This is a genomic window from Pseudomonas sp. SBT1-2 (assembly GCF_028640875.1).
Taxonomy (GTDB): domain Bacteria; phylum Pseudomonadota; class Gammaproteobacteria; order Pseudomonadales; family Pseudomonadaceae; genus Aquipseudomonas; species Aquipseudomonas chlororaphis_I.
Genome location: NZ_JAQZAA010000076.1, coordinates 59,965 through 74,744, shown reverse-complemented (window position 1 = coordinate 74,744; position 14,780 = coordinate 59,965). Strand labels below are relative to the sequence as shown.

The 14,780-nt window shown below is 62.7% G+C and carries 13 protein-coding genes and 1 pseudogene; 12 read left to right on the top strand and 2 right to left on the bottom strand.

The window, feature by feature from the left end:
• Positions 1-106 precede the first annotated feature (106 nt).
• The gene (locus PVZ78_RS13290) at positions 107-352 is read left to right on the top strand and encodes a GlsB/YeaQ/YmgE family stress response membrane protein (protein ID WP_007928514.1); all 246 of its coding nucleotides are present in this window, start codon (positions 107-109) and stop codon (positions 350-352) included.
• Between the two features lie 86 nt (positions 353-438).
• Positions 439-975, top strand: a complete 537-nt coding sequence (locus PVZ78_RS13285; RefSeq protein ID WP_150085976.1) for a DUF3299 domain-containing protein — start codon at positions 439-441, stop codon at positions 973-975.
• A 140-nt stretch (positions 976-1,115) separates the two neighbouring features.
• Here PVZ78_RS13285 and PVZ78_RS13280 read toward each other — a convergent pair whose 3' ends face one another.
• On the bottom strand, positions 1,116-2,015 hold the full coding sequence (locus PVZ78_RS13280; protein WP_110176212.1) for a D-hexose-6-phosphate mutarotase: 900 nt from the start codon (positions 2,013-2,015) through the stop codon (positions 1,116-1,118).
• A gap of 72 nt (positions 2,016-2,087) precedes the next feature.
• Entirely contained in the window at positions 2,088-2,492 is a 405-nt protein-coding gene (locus tag PVZ78_RS13275) for an acyl-CoA thioesterase (protein ID WP_003229628.1), read from the bottom strand.
• Positions 2,493-2,880: 388 nt separating this feature from the next.
• Between PVZ78_RS13275 and PVZ78_RS13270 the strand changes: the two genes are divergently transcribed.
• From PVZ78_RS13270 to PVZ78_RS13225, 10 genes and pseudogenes are all read left to right on the top strand, one after another.
• Complete coding sequence (locus tag PVZ78_RS13270; protein ID WP_028683641.1) at positions 2,881-4,179, top strand: MFS transporter; 1,299 nt, start codon at positions 2,881-2,883, stop codon at positions 4,177-4,179.
• 243 nt (positions 4,180-4,422) lie between these two features.
• Positions 4,423-5,421: a phosphate ABC transporter substrate-binding protein PstS family protein gene (locus tag PVZ78_RS13265; protein ID WP_016703125.1), complete on the top strand. Its 999-nt coding sequence runs from the start codon at positions 4,423-4,425 to the stop codon at positions 5,419-5,421.
• A gap of 409 nt (positions 5,422-5,830) precedes the next feature.
• Positions 5,831-7,864 carry an ABC transporter permease subunit gene (locus PVZ78_RS13260; protein ID WP_172833406.1) on the top strand — a complete coding sequence of 678 codons (2,034 nt, stop codon included), beginning with the start codon at positions 5,831-5,833 and terminating at the stop codon, positions 7,862-7,864.
• Between the two features lie 15 nt (positions 7,865-7,879).
• A complete protein-coding gene (gene pstA / locus PVZ78_RS13255; protein ID WP_198919531.1) occupies positions 7,880-9,550 on the top strand; it encodes a phosphate ABC transporter permease PstA in 1,671 nt (556 codons plus the stop codon).
• Between the two features lie 173 nt (positions 9,551-9,723).
• Entirely contained in the window at positions 9,724-10,557 is an 834-nt protein-coding gene (gene pstB / locus PVZ78_RS13250; protein WP_009051604.1) for a phosphate ABC transporter ATP-binding protein PstB, read from the top strand.
• 118 nt (positions 10,558-10,675) lie between these two features.
• The gene (gene phoU, locus PVZ78_RS13245) at positions 10,676-11,437 is read left to right on the top strand and encodes a phosphate signaling complex protein PhoU (RefSeq protein ID WP_007928528.1); all 762 of its coding nucleotides are present in this window, start codon (positions 10,676-10,678) and stop codon (positions 11,435-11,437) included.
• A gap of 167 nt (positions 11,438-11,604) precedes the next feature.
• Positions 11,605-12,567, top strand: coding sequence for a response regulator (locus PVZ78_RS13240; protein WP_016703129.1), 963 nt, complete (start codon positions 11,605-11,607; stop codon positions 12,565-12,567).
• Between the two features lie 523 nt (positions 12,568-13,090).
• Positions 13,091-13,411, top strand: a pseudogene (locus tag PVZ78_RS13235) (type II toxin-antitoxin system RelE/ParE family toxin); the annotation flags it as partial.
• 7 nt (positions 13,412-13,418) lie between these two features.
• Positions 13,419-13,733 (top strand): helix-turn-helix domain-containing protein, encoded by a 315-nt coding sequence (locus tag PVZ78_RS13230; protein WP_016703130.1) that lies wholly within the window; start codon positions 13,419-13,421, stop codon positions 13,731-13,733.
• A gap of 61 nt (positions 13,734-13,794) precedes the next feature.
• The gene (locus PVZ78_RS13225) at positions 13,795-14,691 is read left to right on the top strand and encodes a peptidoglycan DD-metalloendopeptidase family protein (RefSeq protein WP_009051601.1); all 897 of its coding nucleotides are present in this window, start codon (positions 13,795-13,797) and stop codon (positions 14,689-14,691) included.
• The last annotated feature ends 89 nt before the right edge of the window (positions 14,692-14,780 follow it).

The window sequence follows — 14,780 nt, the reverse complement described above, 5'->3', positions numbered from 1 at the left end:
TTCCTGGGGCTGCGGTGGAACCAATCGGGGCCGCCGTTCTCTGATGGCAGGATGCCAATGCGCTAACTAGGCTTTGGCATACCTAACTCATACAGAGGGAAATGCCATGGGAATTATTGGAACCATCTTTATCGGCTTGATCGTTGGCCTGCTGGCTCGCTTCCTGAAACCGGGCGATGACAGCATGGGCTGGATCATGACCATCCTGCTCGGTATCGGCGGTTCGCTGGCGGCCACCTACGGCGGCCAGGCCCTGGGCATCTACCAGGCGGGCCAGGGCGCGGGCTTCATCGGCGCGCTGGTTGGCGCGGTCGTGCTGCTGGTGATCTACGGCCTGGTCAAAAAGAACTGATTTAGCGACAAAGCCCTCTCTGCTGCGCAGGTAGAGAGGGCTAGAATGCCCGGCGTTGTCTTGTCCCTTTCTTGCCGAGCTCCTCCATGCGCCGTCTTCTGTTGACTCTTGTTCTGCTGGGTTCAGGCCTGGTCCATGCCGGCGAACTGCCGGAAACCGACTGGCTCGAACTGATGCCCAAGTCGGACCAGAAAGCCCTCGAGCAAATGCCGGAAATCGATCACAACTCCCCCGAAGCCAATGGCACCTTTACCGAAAAGGGCGGCCTGAAGCAGAGCAAGGGGTTGCCGGCGGTGATGTATTCGACCAAGACCGTGCCGGCCATGAACGGCAAGGACATCCGCATCGGGGGGTATCCGGTGCCGCTGGAGTCCGACGCCAAGGGGCGCAGCACCCTGTTTTTCCTCGTGCCTTATCCGGGCGCCTGCATCCATGTGCCGCCACCGCCGCCCAACCAGCTGGTGCTGGTGCGTTTCCCCAAGGGCGTGAAGCTGGACGATATCTACACGCCGCTGTGGGTGACCGGCCACCTGAAGATCGAGACGGTCAGCAACGACCTGGCCGACGCGGCCTATGCGCTGGATGCACAGAAAGTGCGGGTGGTGCAGGAGTCGGATCTGTAAGGCGCAATACTTGCTTCTGTAGGAGCGAAGCTTGCTCGCGATGGACGTCAACGATTACGCGGTTTCACTGAATCAATGTGGGTCATTCATCGCGAGCAATCGAGCCTCGACCCGACTGCTCGCGCAGAAAGAACCCGGCGTTACAGCGGCACGCTGGTAACGCTCACACCCAGGGTATGACTGGCGCCCGGCGCCAGGGTCACCACGTCATCCATCACGTTGGCGGTCTCGATGCACAGCATGCGTTGCCAGCCATCGTTGGCCATGTCGCTGAACTGCTCGGCGCGGGCGATCCACGGGTTCCAGATCACCGCCGAGCGCGAGCCGTTGCTGGTCAGCTGGATGCGTCGCTCCCAGGCCGGGTCGACGATGCTCAGCTGTGGTGGTGGATCGAGGTAGATGCGGTCGGTCTCGCCGGTGAAATGCAGGTCGCCGGACTGCTGCCGGGTCTTCCAGTCATCCAGGGTCTCGATGTAGTTCAGGCCATCCAGCCCTTCGACATGCACCTTGCGCACATCGCTGACCGCGAAGTAGCTGTGCAGCGCCTGGCTGATGGTGACGCTGTCGTCGCCCAGGTTGTGGCTGGTGAGGTTGATGTGCAGCTGGTCGTCGAGACGGATGCTCAGCTTCAGCTCGACCTGATGCGGCCAGCCTGGCAGCCCACCTTCGGGGATCGGCAGTTGCAGTTCCACCAGCAGGCTTTCGCCTTCGCTCTGGATGCCCAGCAGTTCCCAGTCGGTGGCGCGGACCAGGCCGTGGGCTCCGGCTGGCTCGCTGCTCTGGCGCATGGCCTGGACGCTTTGCGGGTTGCGCGCGAAATTGCCAAACCACGGCCAGCACACCGGAACGCCGGCGCGAATGCTTTTGCCGGTCTTGAACACGGCCTCGTCGTTGAGCCAGATCAGCGGCGGTTGCCCGGCCAATTGATAGCTGAGGATGTGCGCGCCTTGCTGGGCCACCAGCAGTTCGGCCTGACCGTGGCGGATGCGCCAGCAGTTCAGTTCATCCAGTTTCACCGTTTCAACGTGAGGGGTAGGCATGGTGCTGTTCTCGTTCAAAAGCAGGGCTGCTATGGACCACGTAACAGCCGCCGGGTTTAACCCTCGCCGAATTTAGCGGGCTCTGGGCGGAACCGAGCGGGTGCGGCCGCTGCCGTCGATGGCAACGAACACGAACACCGCCTCGGTGACCTTGCGCCATTCGCTGGACAACGGATCGTCGCTCCAGACCTCGACCATCATCTGGATCGAGCTGCGTCCGATTTCCAGGGTCTGGGTATAAAAGGAAAGCTGCGCGCCGACCGCTACCGGCACCAGGAATGCCATGCGGTCGATGGCGACGGTGGCGACACGTCCGCCGGCCACGCGACTGGCCATTGCGGTGCCCGCCAGATCCATCTGGGCCACCAGCCAGCCGCCGAAAATATCGCCAAAGCCGTTGGTTTCGCGGGGAAGCGCGGTGATTTGCAGGGCCAGGTCGCCTTGCGGGATCGGATCTTCTTGTTCGAGCTCTATCATGCCGGGGGTGCCTCTGACCCGTGACTCTTCATTGGTACTTCAGGTGAATAGCCGTCTTGAGGAAAAACGATTCAGCCCGAACATACTACGTTCGTCACGTTCTTCGTAAGGCGTACTAAAGGGAAACTCTGCGAAACCGGCTGGCCGAGTCGGCGCCTGGGGCGCCCAGCGGCGTTTTCGCACAGCAACCCTTGCCGGGGCGGCTTTGCTCCAATGCCTGCGAGTATATCGATCGACAGGCTCCACGACGACCATCCGGTTCTGATTTTGACTGTCAATTGTGCACATCTATGTGCTTTTTCGAACAATTTGCTATCGTGCCGAACCTGCCAGGCCACAACCAGCGCTGTTGCGGCTTCCAGAACCGACTATAAGAGAAGCCCTTGCCATGACCACTGTGCCTTCGAGCGTCGCGCAGCCCGCGCAACCGGCTCGTCCGTTGACCCGCAATGACTACAAGACCCTGTCGCTGTCCGCTTTGGGCGGCGCGCTGGAGTTCTACGATTTCATCATTTTCGTGTTCTTCGCCACGGTGGTCGGCAAGCTGTTCTTCCCGGCGGACATGCCCGAGTGGCTGCGCCTGATGCAGACCTTCGGGATCTTCGCCGCCGGCTACCTGGCCCGGCCCCTGGGCGGGATCGTCATGGCGCACTTCGGCGACCTGCTCGGGCGCAAGAAGATGTTCACCCTGAGTATTTTCATGATGGCGGTGCCGACCCTGATCATGGGCCTGCTGCCGACCTACGCGCAGATCGGCATGTGGGCGCCGATCCTGTTGCTGCTGATGCGGGTGATCCAGGGCGCGGCCATCGGCGGTGAAGTGCCGGGCGCCTGGGTGTTCGTTTCCGAGCATGTACCGCAGCGGCATATCGGCTACGCCTGCGGCACCCTGACCTCGGGCCTGACCGCCGGCATCCTCCTGGGTTCGCTGGTGGCCACCGCGATCAACAGCATCTACACCCCGGGCGAAGTCGCCGATTACGCCTGGCGGATTCCTTTCCTGTTGGGCGGCGTGTTCGGTCTGTTCTCGGTGTACCTGCGCCGCTGGCTGCACGAAACCCCGGTGTTCGCCGAGCTGCAACTGCGCAAGGCCCTGGCCGAGGAAGTGCCGCTGCGCGCAGTGCTGCGCGACCACCGCAGCGCGATCATTCTCTCGATGCTGCTGACCTGGCTGCTGTCCGCCGGGATCATCGTGGTGATCCTGATGACCCCGACCGTGCTGCAGACGGTCTATCACTTCAGCCCGACCACCGCGTTGCAGGCCAACAGCCTGGCGATCGTGTTCCTCAGCCTGGGGTGCGTGGCGTCCGGCGCGCTGGCCGACCGTTTTGGCGCGGGCCGGGTGTTCGTGTTCGGCAGTGCGCTGCTGCTGGCGACTTCCTGGACCTTCTACCACAGCCTGCTGGATCACCCGGACTGGCTGTTCCCGCTGTACGCGCTGACCGGCCTGCTGGTGGGCACCATCGGCGCGGTGCCTTATGTGATGGTCAAGGCGTTCCCGGCGGTGGTGCGCTTCAGCGGCCTGTCGTTCTCCTACAACCTGGCCTACGCGATCTTCGGCGGCCTGACGCCGATGGTGGTGACCGCGCTGCTCAAGGAGAGCCCGATGGGCCCGGCCTATTATGTTGCAATTATTTGCAGCATCGGGATCCTGGTCGGCCTGTACCTGTGGAAAAAGGATCGCTGATCCGGGCCTTCCTGTAGCCGCTGCCGCAAGGCCGCAGGCCCTTCTGCGCGCTGACGATCGTCGCGACCCTTCGGGTCGATCGCAGCCTTCGGCAGCGGCTACAAAACCCTCTATAAAAAAAGGCCAGCCTTCCATCGCGAATGCTGGCCTTTCATCTAATTGTCATATTTCAGCCATAGAGTGTTCACACGGCCTACAGATACTTGGCCCGACTTAACACACCCTATCTGCTAGGAGTAAGGCATGAAACTGAAGCGTTTGATGGCGGCAATGACTTTTGTCGCTGCTGGCGTTGCGACTGCCCACGCGGTTGCCGCTGTTGACCCTGCTATCCCGAGCTACACCAAGACCACTGGTGTGTCGGGCAACCTGTCCAGCGTCGGCTCCGATACCCTGGCCAACCTCATGACCCTGTGGGCTGAGCACTACAAGAAAGAATACCCGAACGTAAACATCCAGATTCAGGCCGCTGGCTCCGCCACCGCGCCACCTGCGCTGACCGAAGGCACCTCCAACCTGGGCCCGATGAGCCGCAAGATGAAGGACACCGAACTGGCGGCCTTCGAGCAGAAGTACGGCTACAAGCCAACCGCCATCCCGGTTGCCGTGGACGCCCTGGCGGTGTTCGTGCACAAGGACAACCCGATCCAGCACCTGACCATGGAACAGGTTGACGCGATCTTCTCCTCGACCCGCCTGTGCGGCGCCAAAGCCGACGTCAAGACCTGGGGCGACCTGGGCGTGACCGGCGACCTGGCCAACAAGCCGGTCCAGCTGTTCGGTCGTAACTCGGTATCCGGCACCTACGGCTACTTCAAGGAAGAAGCCCTGTGCAAAGGCGACTACAAGCCTAACGTCAACGAACAGCCAGGTTCGGCTTCGGTGGTCCAGTCCATCAGCTCCTCGCTGAACGGCATCGGCTACTCGGGCATCGGCTACAAGACCGCCAGCGTGAAGACCGTGGCCCTGGCCAAGAAAGGCAGCAGCGACTTCATCGAAGACACCGAAGAAAACGCCCTGAACGGCAAGTACCCGCTGTCCCGCTTCCTGTACGTGTACATCAACAAGGCCCCGAACAAGCCTCTGGCCCCGCTGGAAGCCGAGTTCGTGAAACTGGTTCTGTCGAAACAGGGCCAGGAAGTCGTGGTGAAAGACGGCTACATCCCACTGCCAGCCAAAGTCGCCGCCAAGGCACTGGCTGACCTGGGCCTGCAGGAAGGCTCTGCTGTCGTAAAGAAGTAACACCCTAGGTCCGGGCCAGTCCCGGACCTTGTAGGAGCGAGCGGGCTCGCTCCTACACCCCCCAATTTTCGATCCGCTGCCAGCTCTGCTACGCGGCGGATTTGTTGCGTCACTGCATTGTCATCTTTCTGTCATACAGGATCGCTAGGGTGTGCGCATGAATGATCTGGCCAACTCCACCATGACTCCGACTTCTCCCCCCAAGCGCATTGACTTCAATACGCCTGAGCTGCAACGCAAGCGCCGCATCCGCGCGCTGAAAGATCGCCTGACCCGTTGGTACGTCCTCGTCGGCGGTCTGGCCGTGCTGGCCGCGATCACCTTGATCTTCTTCTTCCTCGCCTATGTCGTGCTGCCCCTGTTCCAGGGCGCCGACCTGACCGCCAAGGACCCGCTGACCCCGGCCTGGATGCAGGACGCCGGCAAGCCGCTGATGTTCTCCCTGGAAGAGCAGAACCAGGTCGGCATGCGGGTTTCCGACAAGGGCCAGGCGCTGTTCTTCGACATCGACAACGGTGCCGAGCTGCGTCGCGTCGACCTGCCGATCCCGGCTGGCGCCACCGTGACCGCCATCGGCAAGGATCAGCCGGGCAGCCCGCTGGTGGTGGTTGGCCTGTCCAACGGCCAGGCGCTGGTGTTCCGTCACACCTATAAGGTCAGCTACCCGGACGGCAAGAAGACCATCTCGCCGGCCATCGAATACCCCTACGGTGAAACCCCGATCGTGCTGAACGAGCAGGGCGGTGCCCTGGAGCACGTCAACCTCAACGCCACCGATTCGGCGCTGGTGGTGGCCGGTTCCAGCGGCGCGCAACTGCACGTGCTGCAGCTGACCCGCGAAGAAAACATGATGACCGGCGAGGTCACCAGCGAGCAGAACCGCATCGAGCTGCCGCAGATGACCGAACCGGTCAAGGCCATGTACATCGACCCGCGCCAACAGTGGCTGTACGTGATCAACGGGCGTGCCCAGGCCGACGTGTTCAGCCTGCGCGACAAGAGCCTCAACGGTCGCTACAAGCTGCTGGAGGATGCCAATGCCGAAGTGACGGCCAGCACCCAGCTGGTGGGCGGCATCTCGCTGATCATCGGTACCTCCAAGGGCGGCCTGGCCCAGTGGTTCATGGCCCGCGATCCGGACGGCGAACTGCGCCTGAAGCAGATCCGCACCTTCCAGATGGGCACCACGCCGATCATCGAAATCACCGCTGAAGAGCGCCGCAAAGGCTTCGTCGCGCTGGACGCCTCGGGCAAGCTCGGCGTGTTCCACAGCACCGCGCACCGCACCCTGCTGGTGGACCAGGTGGTCGAGGGCGAAGGCCTGTTCGGCCTGTCGCCACGGGCCAACCGGGTGATCGTCGAAGCCGGCGGCAAGCTGCAACCGCTGGTGCTCGACAACCCGCACCCGGAAGTGTCCTGGAGCGCGCTGTGGAGCAAGGTCTGGTACGAGAACTACGACGAGCCTAAATACGTCTGGCAATCGACCGCGGCCAACACCGACTTCGAACCCAAGCTGAGCCTCTCGCCCCTGACCTTCGGTACCCTCAAGGCAGCGTTCTACGCAATGCTGCTGGCGGCGCCGCTGGCGGTTGCCGCGGCGATCTACACCGCTTACTTCATGGCCCCGGGCATGCGCCGCAAGGTCAAGCCGGTGATCGAACTGATGGAAGCGATGCCGACGGTGATCCTCGGCTTCTTCGCCGGCCTGTTCCTCGCGCCTTATGTCGAAGGCCATCTGCCGGGCATCTTCAGCCTGCTGATGCTGCTGCCGATCGGCATCCTGGTGGCCGGTTTCGTCTTCAGCCGCCTGCCCGAGTCGGTGCGCCTCAAGGTGCCGGACGGCTGGGAAAGCGCGATCCTGATCCCGGTGATCATCCTGGTGGGCTGGTTCTCGCTGTACATGAGCCCGTTCATGGAGAACTGGTTCTTCGGCGGCGACATGCGCATGTGGATCTCCCACGACCTGGGCATCACCTACGACCAGCGCAACGCCCTGGTGGTCGGCCTGGCCATGGGTTTCGCGGTGATCCCGAACATCTACTCGATCGCCGAAGACGCCGTGTTCAGCGTGCCGCGCGGCCTGACCCTGGGCTCCCTGGCCCTGGGCGCGACCCCGTGGCAGACCATGACCCGCGTGGTGATCCTCACTGCCAGCCCGGGCATTTTCTCGGCGCTGATGATCGGCATGGGCCGCGCGGTCGGCGAAACCATGATCGTGCTGATGGCCACCGGCAACACCCCGGTCATGGAAATGAACCTGTTCGAAGGCCTGCGCACCCTGGCGGCCAACGTCGCGGTGGAAATGCCGGAGTCGGAAGTCGGCGGCAGCCACTACCGCGTGCTGTTCCTCTCGGCGCTGGTGCTGCTGCTGTTCACCTTCGTCATGAACACCCTCGCCGAGCTGATCCGTCAGCGTCTGCGCAAGAAATACTCGTCGCTTTAAGAAAGGTAGAAGTCTGTGAAACAGAACTCCCTAAAAGACTGGTTCAAGAGCGGCGCCCCGGGCGTCTGGATCAGCGGTGGCGCGGTGTCCATCGCGGTCATCATGACCATCGGCCTGCTGGCGGTGATCGCCGTGCGCGGCCTGGGCCACTTCTGGCCGGCGGACCTGGTGCATGCCCACTACGACGTACCGGGCCAGGCCAACCACCTGGTCATCGGCGAAGTGGTACAGAAAGAAGAAGTGCCGCGGGCACGCCTGAAGAGCGCCGGCCTGCCGGTGCCGGACGAAGGCCCCGAGTTCATGACCCGCGAGCTGATCAAGGTCGGCAACCGTGACCTGAACGGCAACGACTTCACCTGGATCGTCGGCGACTGGCTGACCAACCAGACCACGCCGCCGGAGCTGATGGCCATCGAGCGGCGCGAGTGGGGCAACTTCTACGGCTACCTGGTCAACGTCAAGCAGGATGGCAAGGTCATCGCCGAAGGCGAAGCGGCCTGGCCGGAACTGCAGGCGCGGATCGAGCGGGTGAACAAGCTGGCTGCCCAGCTCAAGACCCTGGAGAAAGTCGACATCGGCGCGATCAACGCCGGCCTCGAGCGTATCCGCCTGCACGGTCGCAAACTGGAACTGGACGGCAAGCTCGATGCCGCCGCCCAGGCCGACATGGAAAGCGAACGCGCCGAGCTGAACGCCCGTTACCAGGACGTCGAGACCCGCCTCAGCGACCTGCACGCGCAGTTCAACCGCGACAGCCTCACTGCCCGGGACGCCAACGGCAAGGAAGTGGAAATCAGCCTGGGCAAGGTGGTGCACGCCTACCAGCCGAACGGCATGGGCACCCTGACCAAAATGGGTTTCTACTTCAGCAAGGTCTGGGAATTCCTCAGCGACGACCCGCGTGAAGCCAACACTGAAGGCGGCATCTTCCCTGCGATTTTCGGTACGGTGATGATGACCCTGATCATGGCGATGATCGTGACCCCGTTCGGCGTACTGGCCGCGGTGTACCTGCGCGAATACGCCAAGCAGAACACCCTGACCCGGGTGATCCGCATCGCGGTGAACAACCTGGCGGGTGTTCCGGCCATCGTCTACGGCGTGTTCGGCCTGGGCTTCTTCGTCTATGTGCTGGGCGGCTCCCTCGACCGCTTGTTCTTCCCGGAAGCCTTGCCGGCGCCGACCTTCGGTACTCCGGGCCTGCTCTGGGCCTCCCTGACCCTGGCGCTGCTGGCGGTGCCGGTGGTGATCGTGGCCACCGAGGAAGGCCTGGCGCGGATTCCCCGCACCGTGCGTGAAGGTTCCCTGGCCCTTGGCGCGACCAAGGCGGAAACCCTGTGGAAGATCGTGCTGCCGATGGCCAGCCCGGCGATGATGACCGGCATGATCCTCGCCGTGGCCCGCGCCGCCGGTGAAGTGGCGCCGCTGATGCTGGTGGGTGTGGTGAAACTGGCGCCGTCGCTGCCGGTGGACGGCAACTACCCGTACCTGCACCTGGATCAGAAGATCATGCACCTGGGCTTCCACATCTACGACGTCGGCTTCCAGAGCCCGAACGTCGAGGCCGCGCGGCCGCTGGTGTACGCCACGGCGCTGCTGCTGGTGCTGGTGATCGCGACGCTCAACCTGTCGGCAGTGTGGATTCGCAACCACCTGCGCGAGAAATACAAGGCACTGGACAGTTAATCACCGCCACCCCCTGTAGGAGCGAGCTTGCTCGCGATGGGATCTTCCAGGCGCAGACGCTGCGTTGGTCTCACCATCCTTTCGCGAGCAAGCTCGCTCCTACAGAGAACGGCGTTACCGCTGGTGAGGCCAGCGGCTCACTGAAACGAATTTGTTAGCGTAGGGAGTTACCCATGCAGCAAGAAGCACATACCCACGGCATCAACATGTCAGCCCTGGGCCGCGACAAGCAGAGCCTGAGCCTGGAGCAGGAAACCGTGGCCATCGAAGTCCCGGGCCTGAGCCTGTTCTACGGTGAGAAGCAGGCGCTGTTCGACGTCAGCATGAACATTCCGAAGCAGCGCGTGACCGCCTTCATCGGCCCGTCCGGCTGCGGCAAGTCGACCCTGCTGCGCACCTTCAACCGGATGAACGACCTGGTGGACGGCTGCCGCGTGGAAGGCGAGATCAACCTCTACGGCAACAACATCTACCGCAAGGGCGAAGACGTGGCCGAGCTGCGTCGCCGCGTGGGCATGGTGTTCCAGAAGCCCAACCCGTTCCCGAAAACCATCTACGAGAACGTGGTCTACGGCCTGCGTATCCAGGGCATCAACAAGAAACGCATCCTCGACGAGGCCGTCGAGTGGGCCCTCAAGGGCGCGGCGCTGTGGGACGAGGTCAAGGACCGCCTGCACGACTCGGCGCTCGGCCTGTCCGGTGGTCAGCAGCAGCGTCTGGTGATCGCCCGGACCATCGCCGTGGAGCCGGAAGTGCTGCTGCTCGACGAACCCTGCTCGGCACTCGACCCGATTTCCACCCTGAAGGTCGAAGAACTGATCTACGAACTGAAATCGAAGTTCACCATCGTGATCGTGACCCACAACATGCAACAGGCCGCGCGCGTCTCCGACTACACGGCGTTCATGTACATGGGCAAACTGGTGGAATTCGGCGACACCGACACCCTGTTCACCAATCCGGCGAAGAAGCAGACCGAAGACTACATCACCGGTCGTTACGGCTAGGAAGCAGCTGCAAGCCGCAAGCTTCAAGCGGCAAGACAGAAATGGTGCGGTACCGGATCAATATTTAACTGCTTGAAGCTTGCAGCTTGAAGCTTGCAACTTTCGCGGAGTGAACAAGATGATTTCGAAGGAAGGCCTTACTCACCACATCTCCCAGCAGTTCAACGCCGAACTCGAGGAGGTGCGCAGCCACCTCCTGGCGATGGGCGGGCTGGTCGAGAAACAAGTCAACGACGCCGTCACCGCGCTGATCGAAGCCGACTCGGGGCTCGCCCAGCAGGTGCGCGAGATCGACGACCAGATCAACCAGATGGAACGCAACATCGACGAAGAATGCCTGCGCATTCTCGCCCGTCGCCAGCCGGCGGCTTCCGACCTGCGCCTGATCATCAGCATCTCCAAGTCGGTGATCGACCTGGAGCGCATCGGCGACGAATCGACCAAGATCGCCCGCCGCGCCATCCAGCTGTGCGAAGAAGGCGAGGCCCCGCGTGGCTACGTGGAAGTGCGGCATATCGGCGACCAGGTGCGCAACATGGTGCGTGATGCGCTGGACGCCTTTGCCCGTTTCGACGCCGACCTGGCGCTGTCGGTGGCCCAGTACGACAAGATCATCGACCGCGAGTACAAGACCGCGCTGCGCGAGCTGGCCACCTACATGATGGAAGATCCGCGTTCGATCTCGCGCGTTCTGAGCATCATCTGGGTGCTGCGCTCCCTGGAGCGGATCGGCGACCACGCGCGCAACATCTCGGAGCTGGTGATTTACCTGGTGCGCGGCACCGATGTGCGCCATCTGGGGCTCAAGCGGATGAAGGAAGAAGTTGAAGGCACAAGCGCCGAAAGCGCTAATGTTCCGGGTGAAGCTGACGATAAGTAAGGTTGCCCGAGAGAAGCGCCCGGCCCTTTTGGCCGGGCGTTTTCGTTTATGGGATTGAACTTGAAAAGCAGCGCCCGCGAACGAAAAGTCCTGGCGTGACTGAAGAGTTTTGGCAAAGTGCCATCAGTAAAGCGTTATGCTAGCCGGGATTTTTAAAGGGGTGGTCGATGAGTAAGGTAAGTGTGTTGGTGGTGGATGACGCTTCGTTCATTCGTGACCTGGTGAAGAAGTGTCTGCGCAACTACTTCCCTGGCATCAAGATCGAGGACGCCATCAACGGCCGTAAAGCCCAGGCCCTGCTGGCCCGTGAAGCCTTCGACCTGGTCCTGTGCGACTGGGAAATGCCGGAAATGTCCGGCCTGGAGCTGCTGACCTGGTGCCGCGGCCAGGAAGCGATGAAGGCCATGCCGTTCATCATGGTCACCAGTCGTGGCGACAAGGAGAACGTGGTGCAGGCGATCCAGGCCGGCGTCTCCGGCTACGTCAGCAAACCGTTCACCAACGAGCAGCTGCTGACCAAGGTCAAGCAGGCGCTGAACAAGGTCGGCAAGCTCGACACCCTGATGAACAGCGCGCCGACCAAGATGAACTCGGCGTTCGGCAACGACTCCCTGAGTGCCCTGACCGGCGGCAAGGCCGAAGTCATCGGCGCCGCGCCGGCGGCTGCGGCGGTCAATCCGTTTGCCAAGCCTGCTGTCGTCTCTGCTCCTGCTCCCGCTGCTGCGCCGTCCCGTGGCCTGCTCAACAGCCCGCCGGTGAAGGCGCCGGCTCCTGCCGCCGCTGCGCCTGCCAGTGGTCGCGGCCAGGGCCAGTTGCGCCTGCCCAGCGGTACCCAGCAGTGCGTGATCAAGGCGCTGAGCATCAAGGAGGCGCTGTTGGTGGTGAAGCGTACCGATACGCTGCCGCAGGTGCTCGACAGCGCGGTGCTGGACCTGGAGCAGGGTGACAATGCCGAAGTGGCGCGCCTGAACGGCTACCTGCATGCAGTGGTGGCGTATGAGCCGAAGCCGGACAGCGAGTGGCTGCAGCTGACCTTCCGCTTCGTCGACCAGGATGCGCAGAAGCTCGATTACATCTCCCGCCTGATCGCCCGCGGCACGGCGCAGAAACACTTCGTCCCCGGCGCCTGACGGTTTCCTGCCCCCAGTTTCGCGGGCAACCACGCCTCTGTAGGAGCGAGGCTTGCCCGCGATGACGTCCGTTCTGGCGCCACATGTTCTGGACGGCTGCCCCCGACCCTGTAGCCGCTGCCGCAGGCTGCGATAAGGCCGAAGGCCTTCAGCGATCTCAAAAAACTGTACCCGCTTCGTCGGAGCGCCACGCGAAACCTGCTGCAAACACTTTCCTGTACCACGCTTCTGCACGCTGACGAAGGTGATCTGGGGCGTGTCACCCAGGCCTTGCATCCGTTGCTGGAGGATGGCTGTGATGTCTTGCAGGCCGTACAGTACAAGGCGTTGGGGGAGGGGGCGGTGGTTTGCTGCCGTGTGTCCGATTCTCGGTTTTTCAGGTTGATTTATATCTGTACTGATATAGGTTGTGGTCTGTGCTTTCGGCTTTTCTTGTGCCTGGCCACGCTTTGAAACAACCCGGCCGCGCGCTGTGGCGGTCGGGTTGTTTAACCTCTCCGGGGTCAGTCACGGGAGAGGTTCGATGCCTAGGCACAAGGATGTGGTGTTTGTCGGGAGCGCGCTCCGGGACCTCCGGGCTTTTCCGCTGGATGCGCGAAGGGCCGCGGGTTTTCAACTGGATCTGTTGCAGCAGGGCGAGCAGCCCTATGACTGCCGGTCGATGAAAACCGTGGGGCCGGGAGTGTTCGAGATCAGGATCAGTGAGGATTCAGGGGCGTTTCGGGTGTTTTACGTGGCCAACCGGCCCGCGGCCATTTATGTGCTGCACGCCATGCGCAAGACCACCCGCAAGACCGAAGCGCGGGACATCGAGCTGGCTCGGGCCAGACTTCAGGAGATAAGTGCACGCCATGACCGATCACATGCATACCGAGCGTTTCGCCAGTGTCTGGGACGCGCTCGAAGGTTCGCCGCAGGAAGCCGCCAATATGCGCCTGCGCTCCAAGCTCATGCTGGAACTGGGCAAGACCATCAAGGCCTGGGGCGTTTCGCAGAAGGAGGCCGCCCGGCGGCTCAATATCACCCAGCCGCGACTCAACGACGTGCTCAGCGGCAAGATCAACAAGTTTTCCCTGGATGCGCTGGTCAATCTCTCCGACGCCGCGCAACTGGGTGTCGATATCAGTTTCAGTTCGTCGGCAGCGGAACCTCTGGTGCAGGGTTGATTCATACAAAGTCCACGTCGGGCTGCTAGCCTGACTTCAGGCTTTCTTCAGAATCTTGCCCATGTTCACGCACTTGCTGATTTCCTGTGGTCTGTTGCTGGCTGCCACCTCGGCCATGGCCATGACCATCTACAAGTCCACCGACGCCAACGGCGTGGTGTCCTACAGCGACCGTCCGTCGCCGGGCGCCCAGGTGTTCGTGTTTCGCGATCGCATGGTCGAGCACCTGGAGCGCCAGGTGCGTCTGGACGTCGAGAAGAGCTGGGGGGTGGACAGCGTCTTTGTGCGTAACGACCTGTATGCGCCGGTGGAGATCGAGCTGGGGTTTACCGGCCTGAAGAACATCCGCAGCGCCCCCAGGCAGCCGATTCGCCGGGTACTGCCGGCCCGCAGCCGACAGCGCCTGGCGCAGCTCACGGCGATGCAGGCGGGCAAGCCGCTGATCTATGTCCCGCAGTTCCGTTATTCCCTGGGCGACCCTGCAGGCGCCGCCCAGGCCTATCGTTACCCGCTGCCCTGGCGTGGCGGCCCCTTTCGCCTGACCCAGGGCGCCAACGGCCGGTACAGCCATTTCGGCCCCAAGAGCCGGTATGCCATGGACATCGCCATGCCCGAGGGCACGCCGATCATCGCGGCGCGGGGCGGGGTGGTGGTGAAGACCGAGAACCGCCAGAGCGGGCGCGGCACCGACCCTTCCGGCAATTTCGTGCGGGTGCTGCACAACGACGGCACCATGGGGGTGTACCTGCACCTCAAGCGCGGCTCGGTATGCGTGCGTGAAGGCCAGCGGGTCGTGGTGGGCAGCCCGCTGGCGCTGTCGGGCAACACCGGCAACAGCAGCGGCCCGCACCTGCACTTCGTGGTGCAGCGCAATACGGGGCTGGGGCTGGTGTCGATTCCCTATCAGTTCAACCAGCCCATCGGCAGCCTGCCGAATTTCGCGCTAGGCAAAAAGTAGCCGTGTAGCCGCTGCCGAAGGCTGCGATCGACCTGGGTGGCACTCCGACGAAGCGGGCGCAGGATCTTGAGATCGCTGAAGGCCTTCGG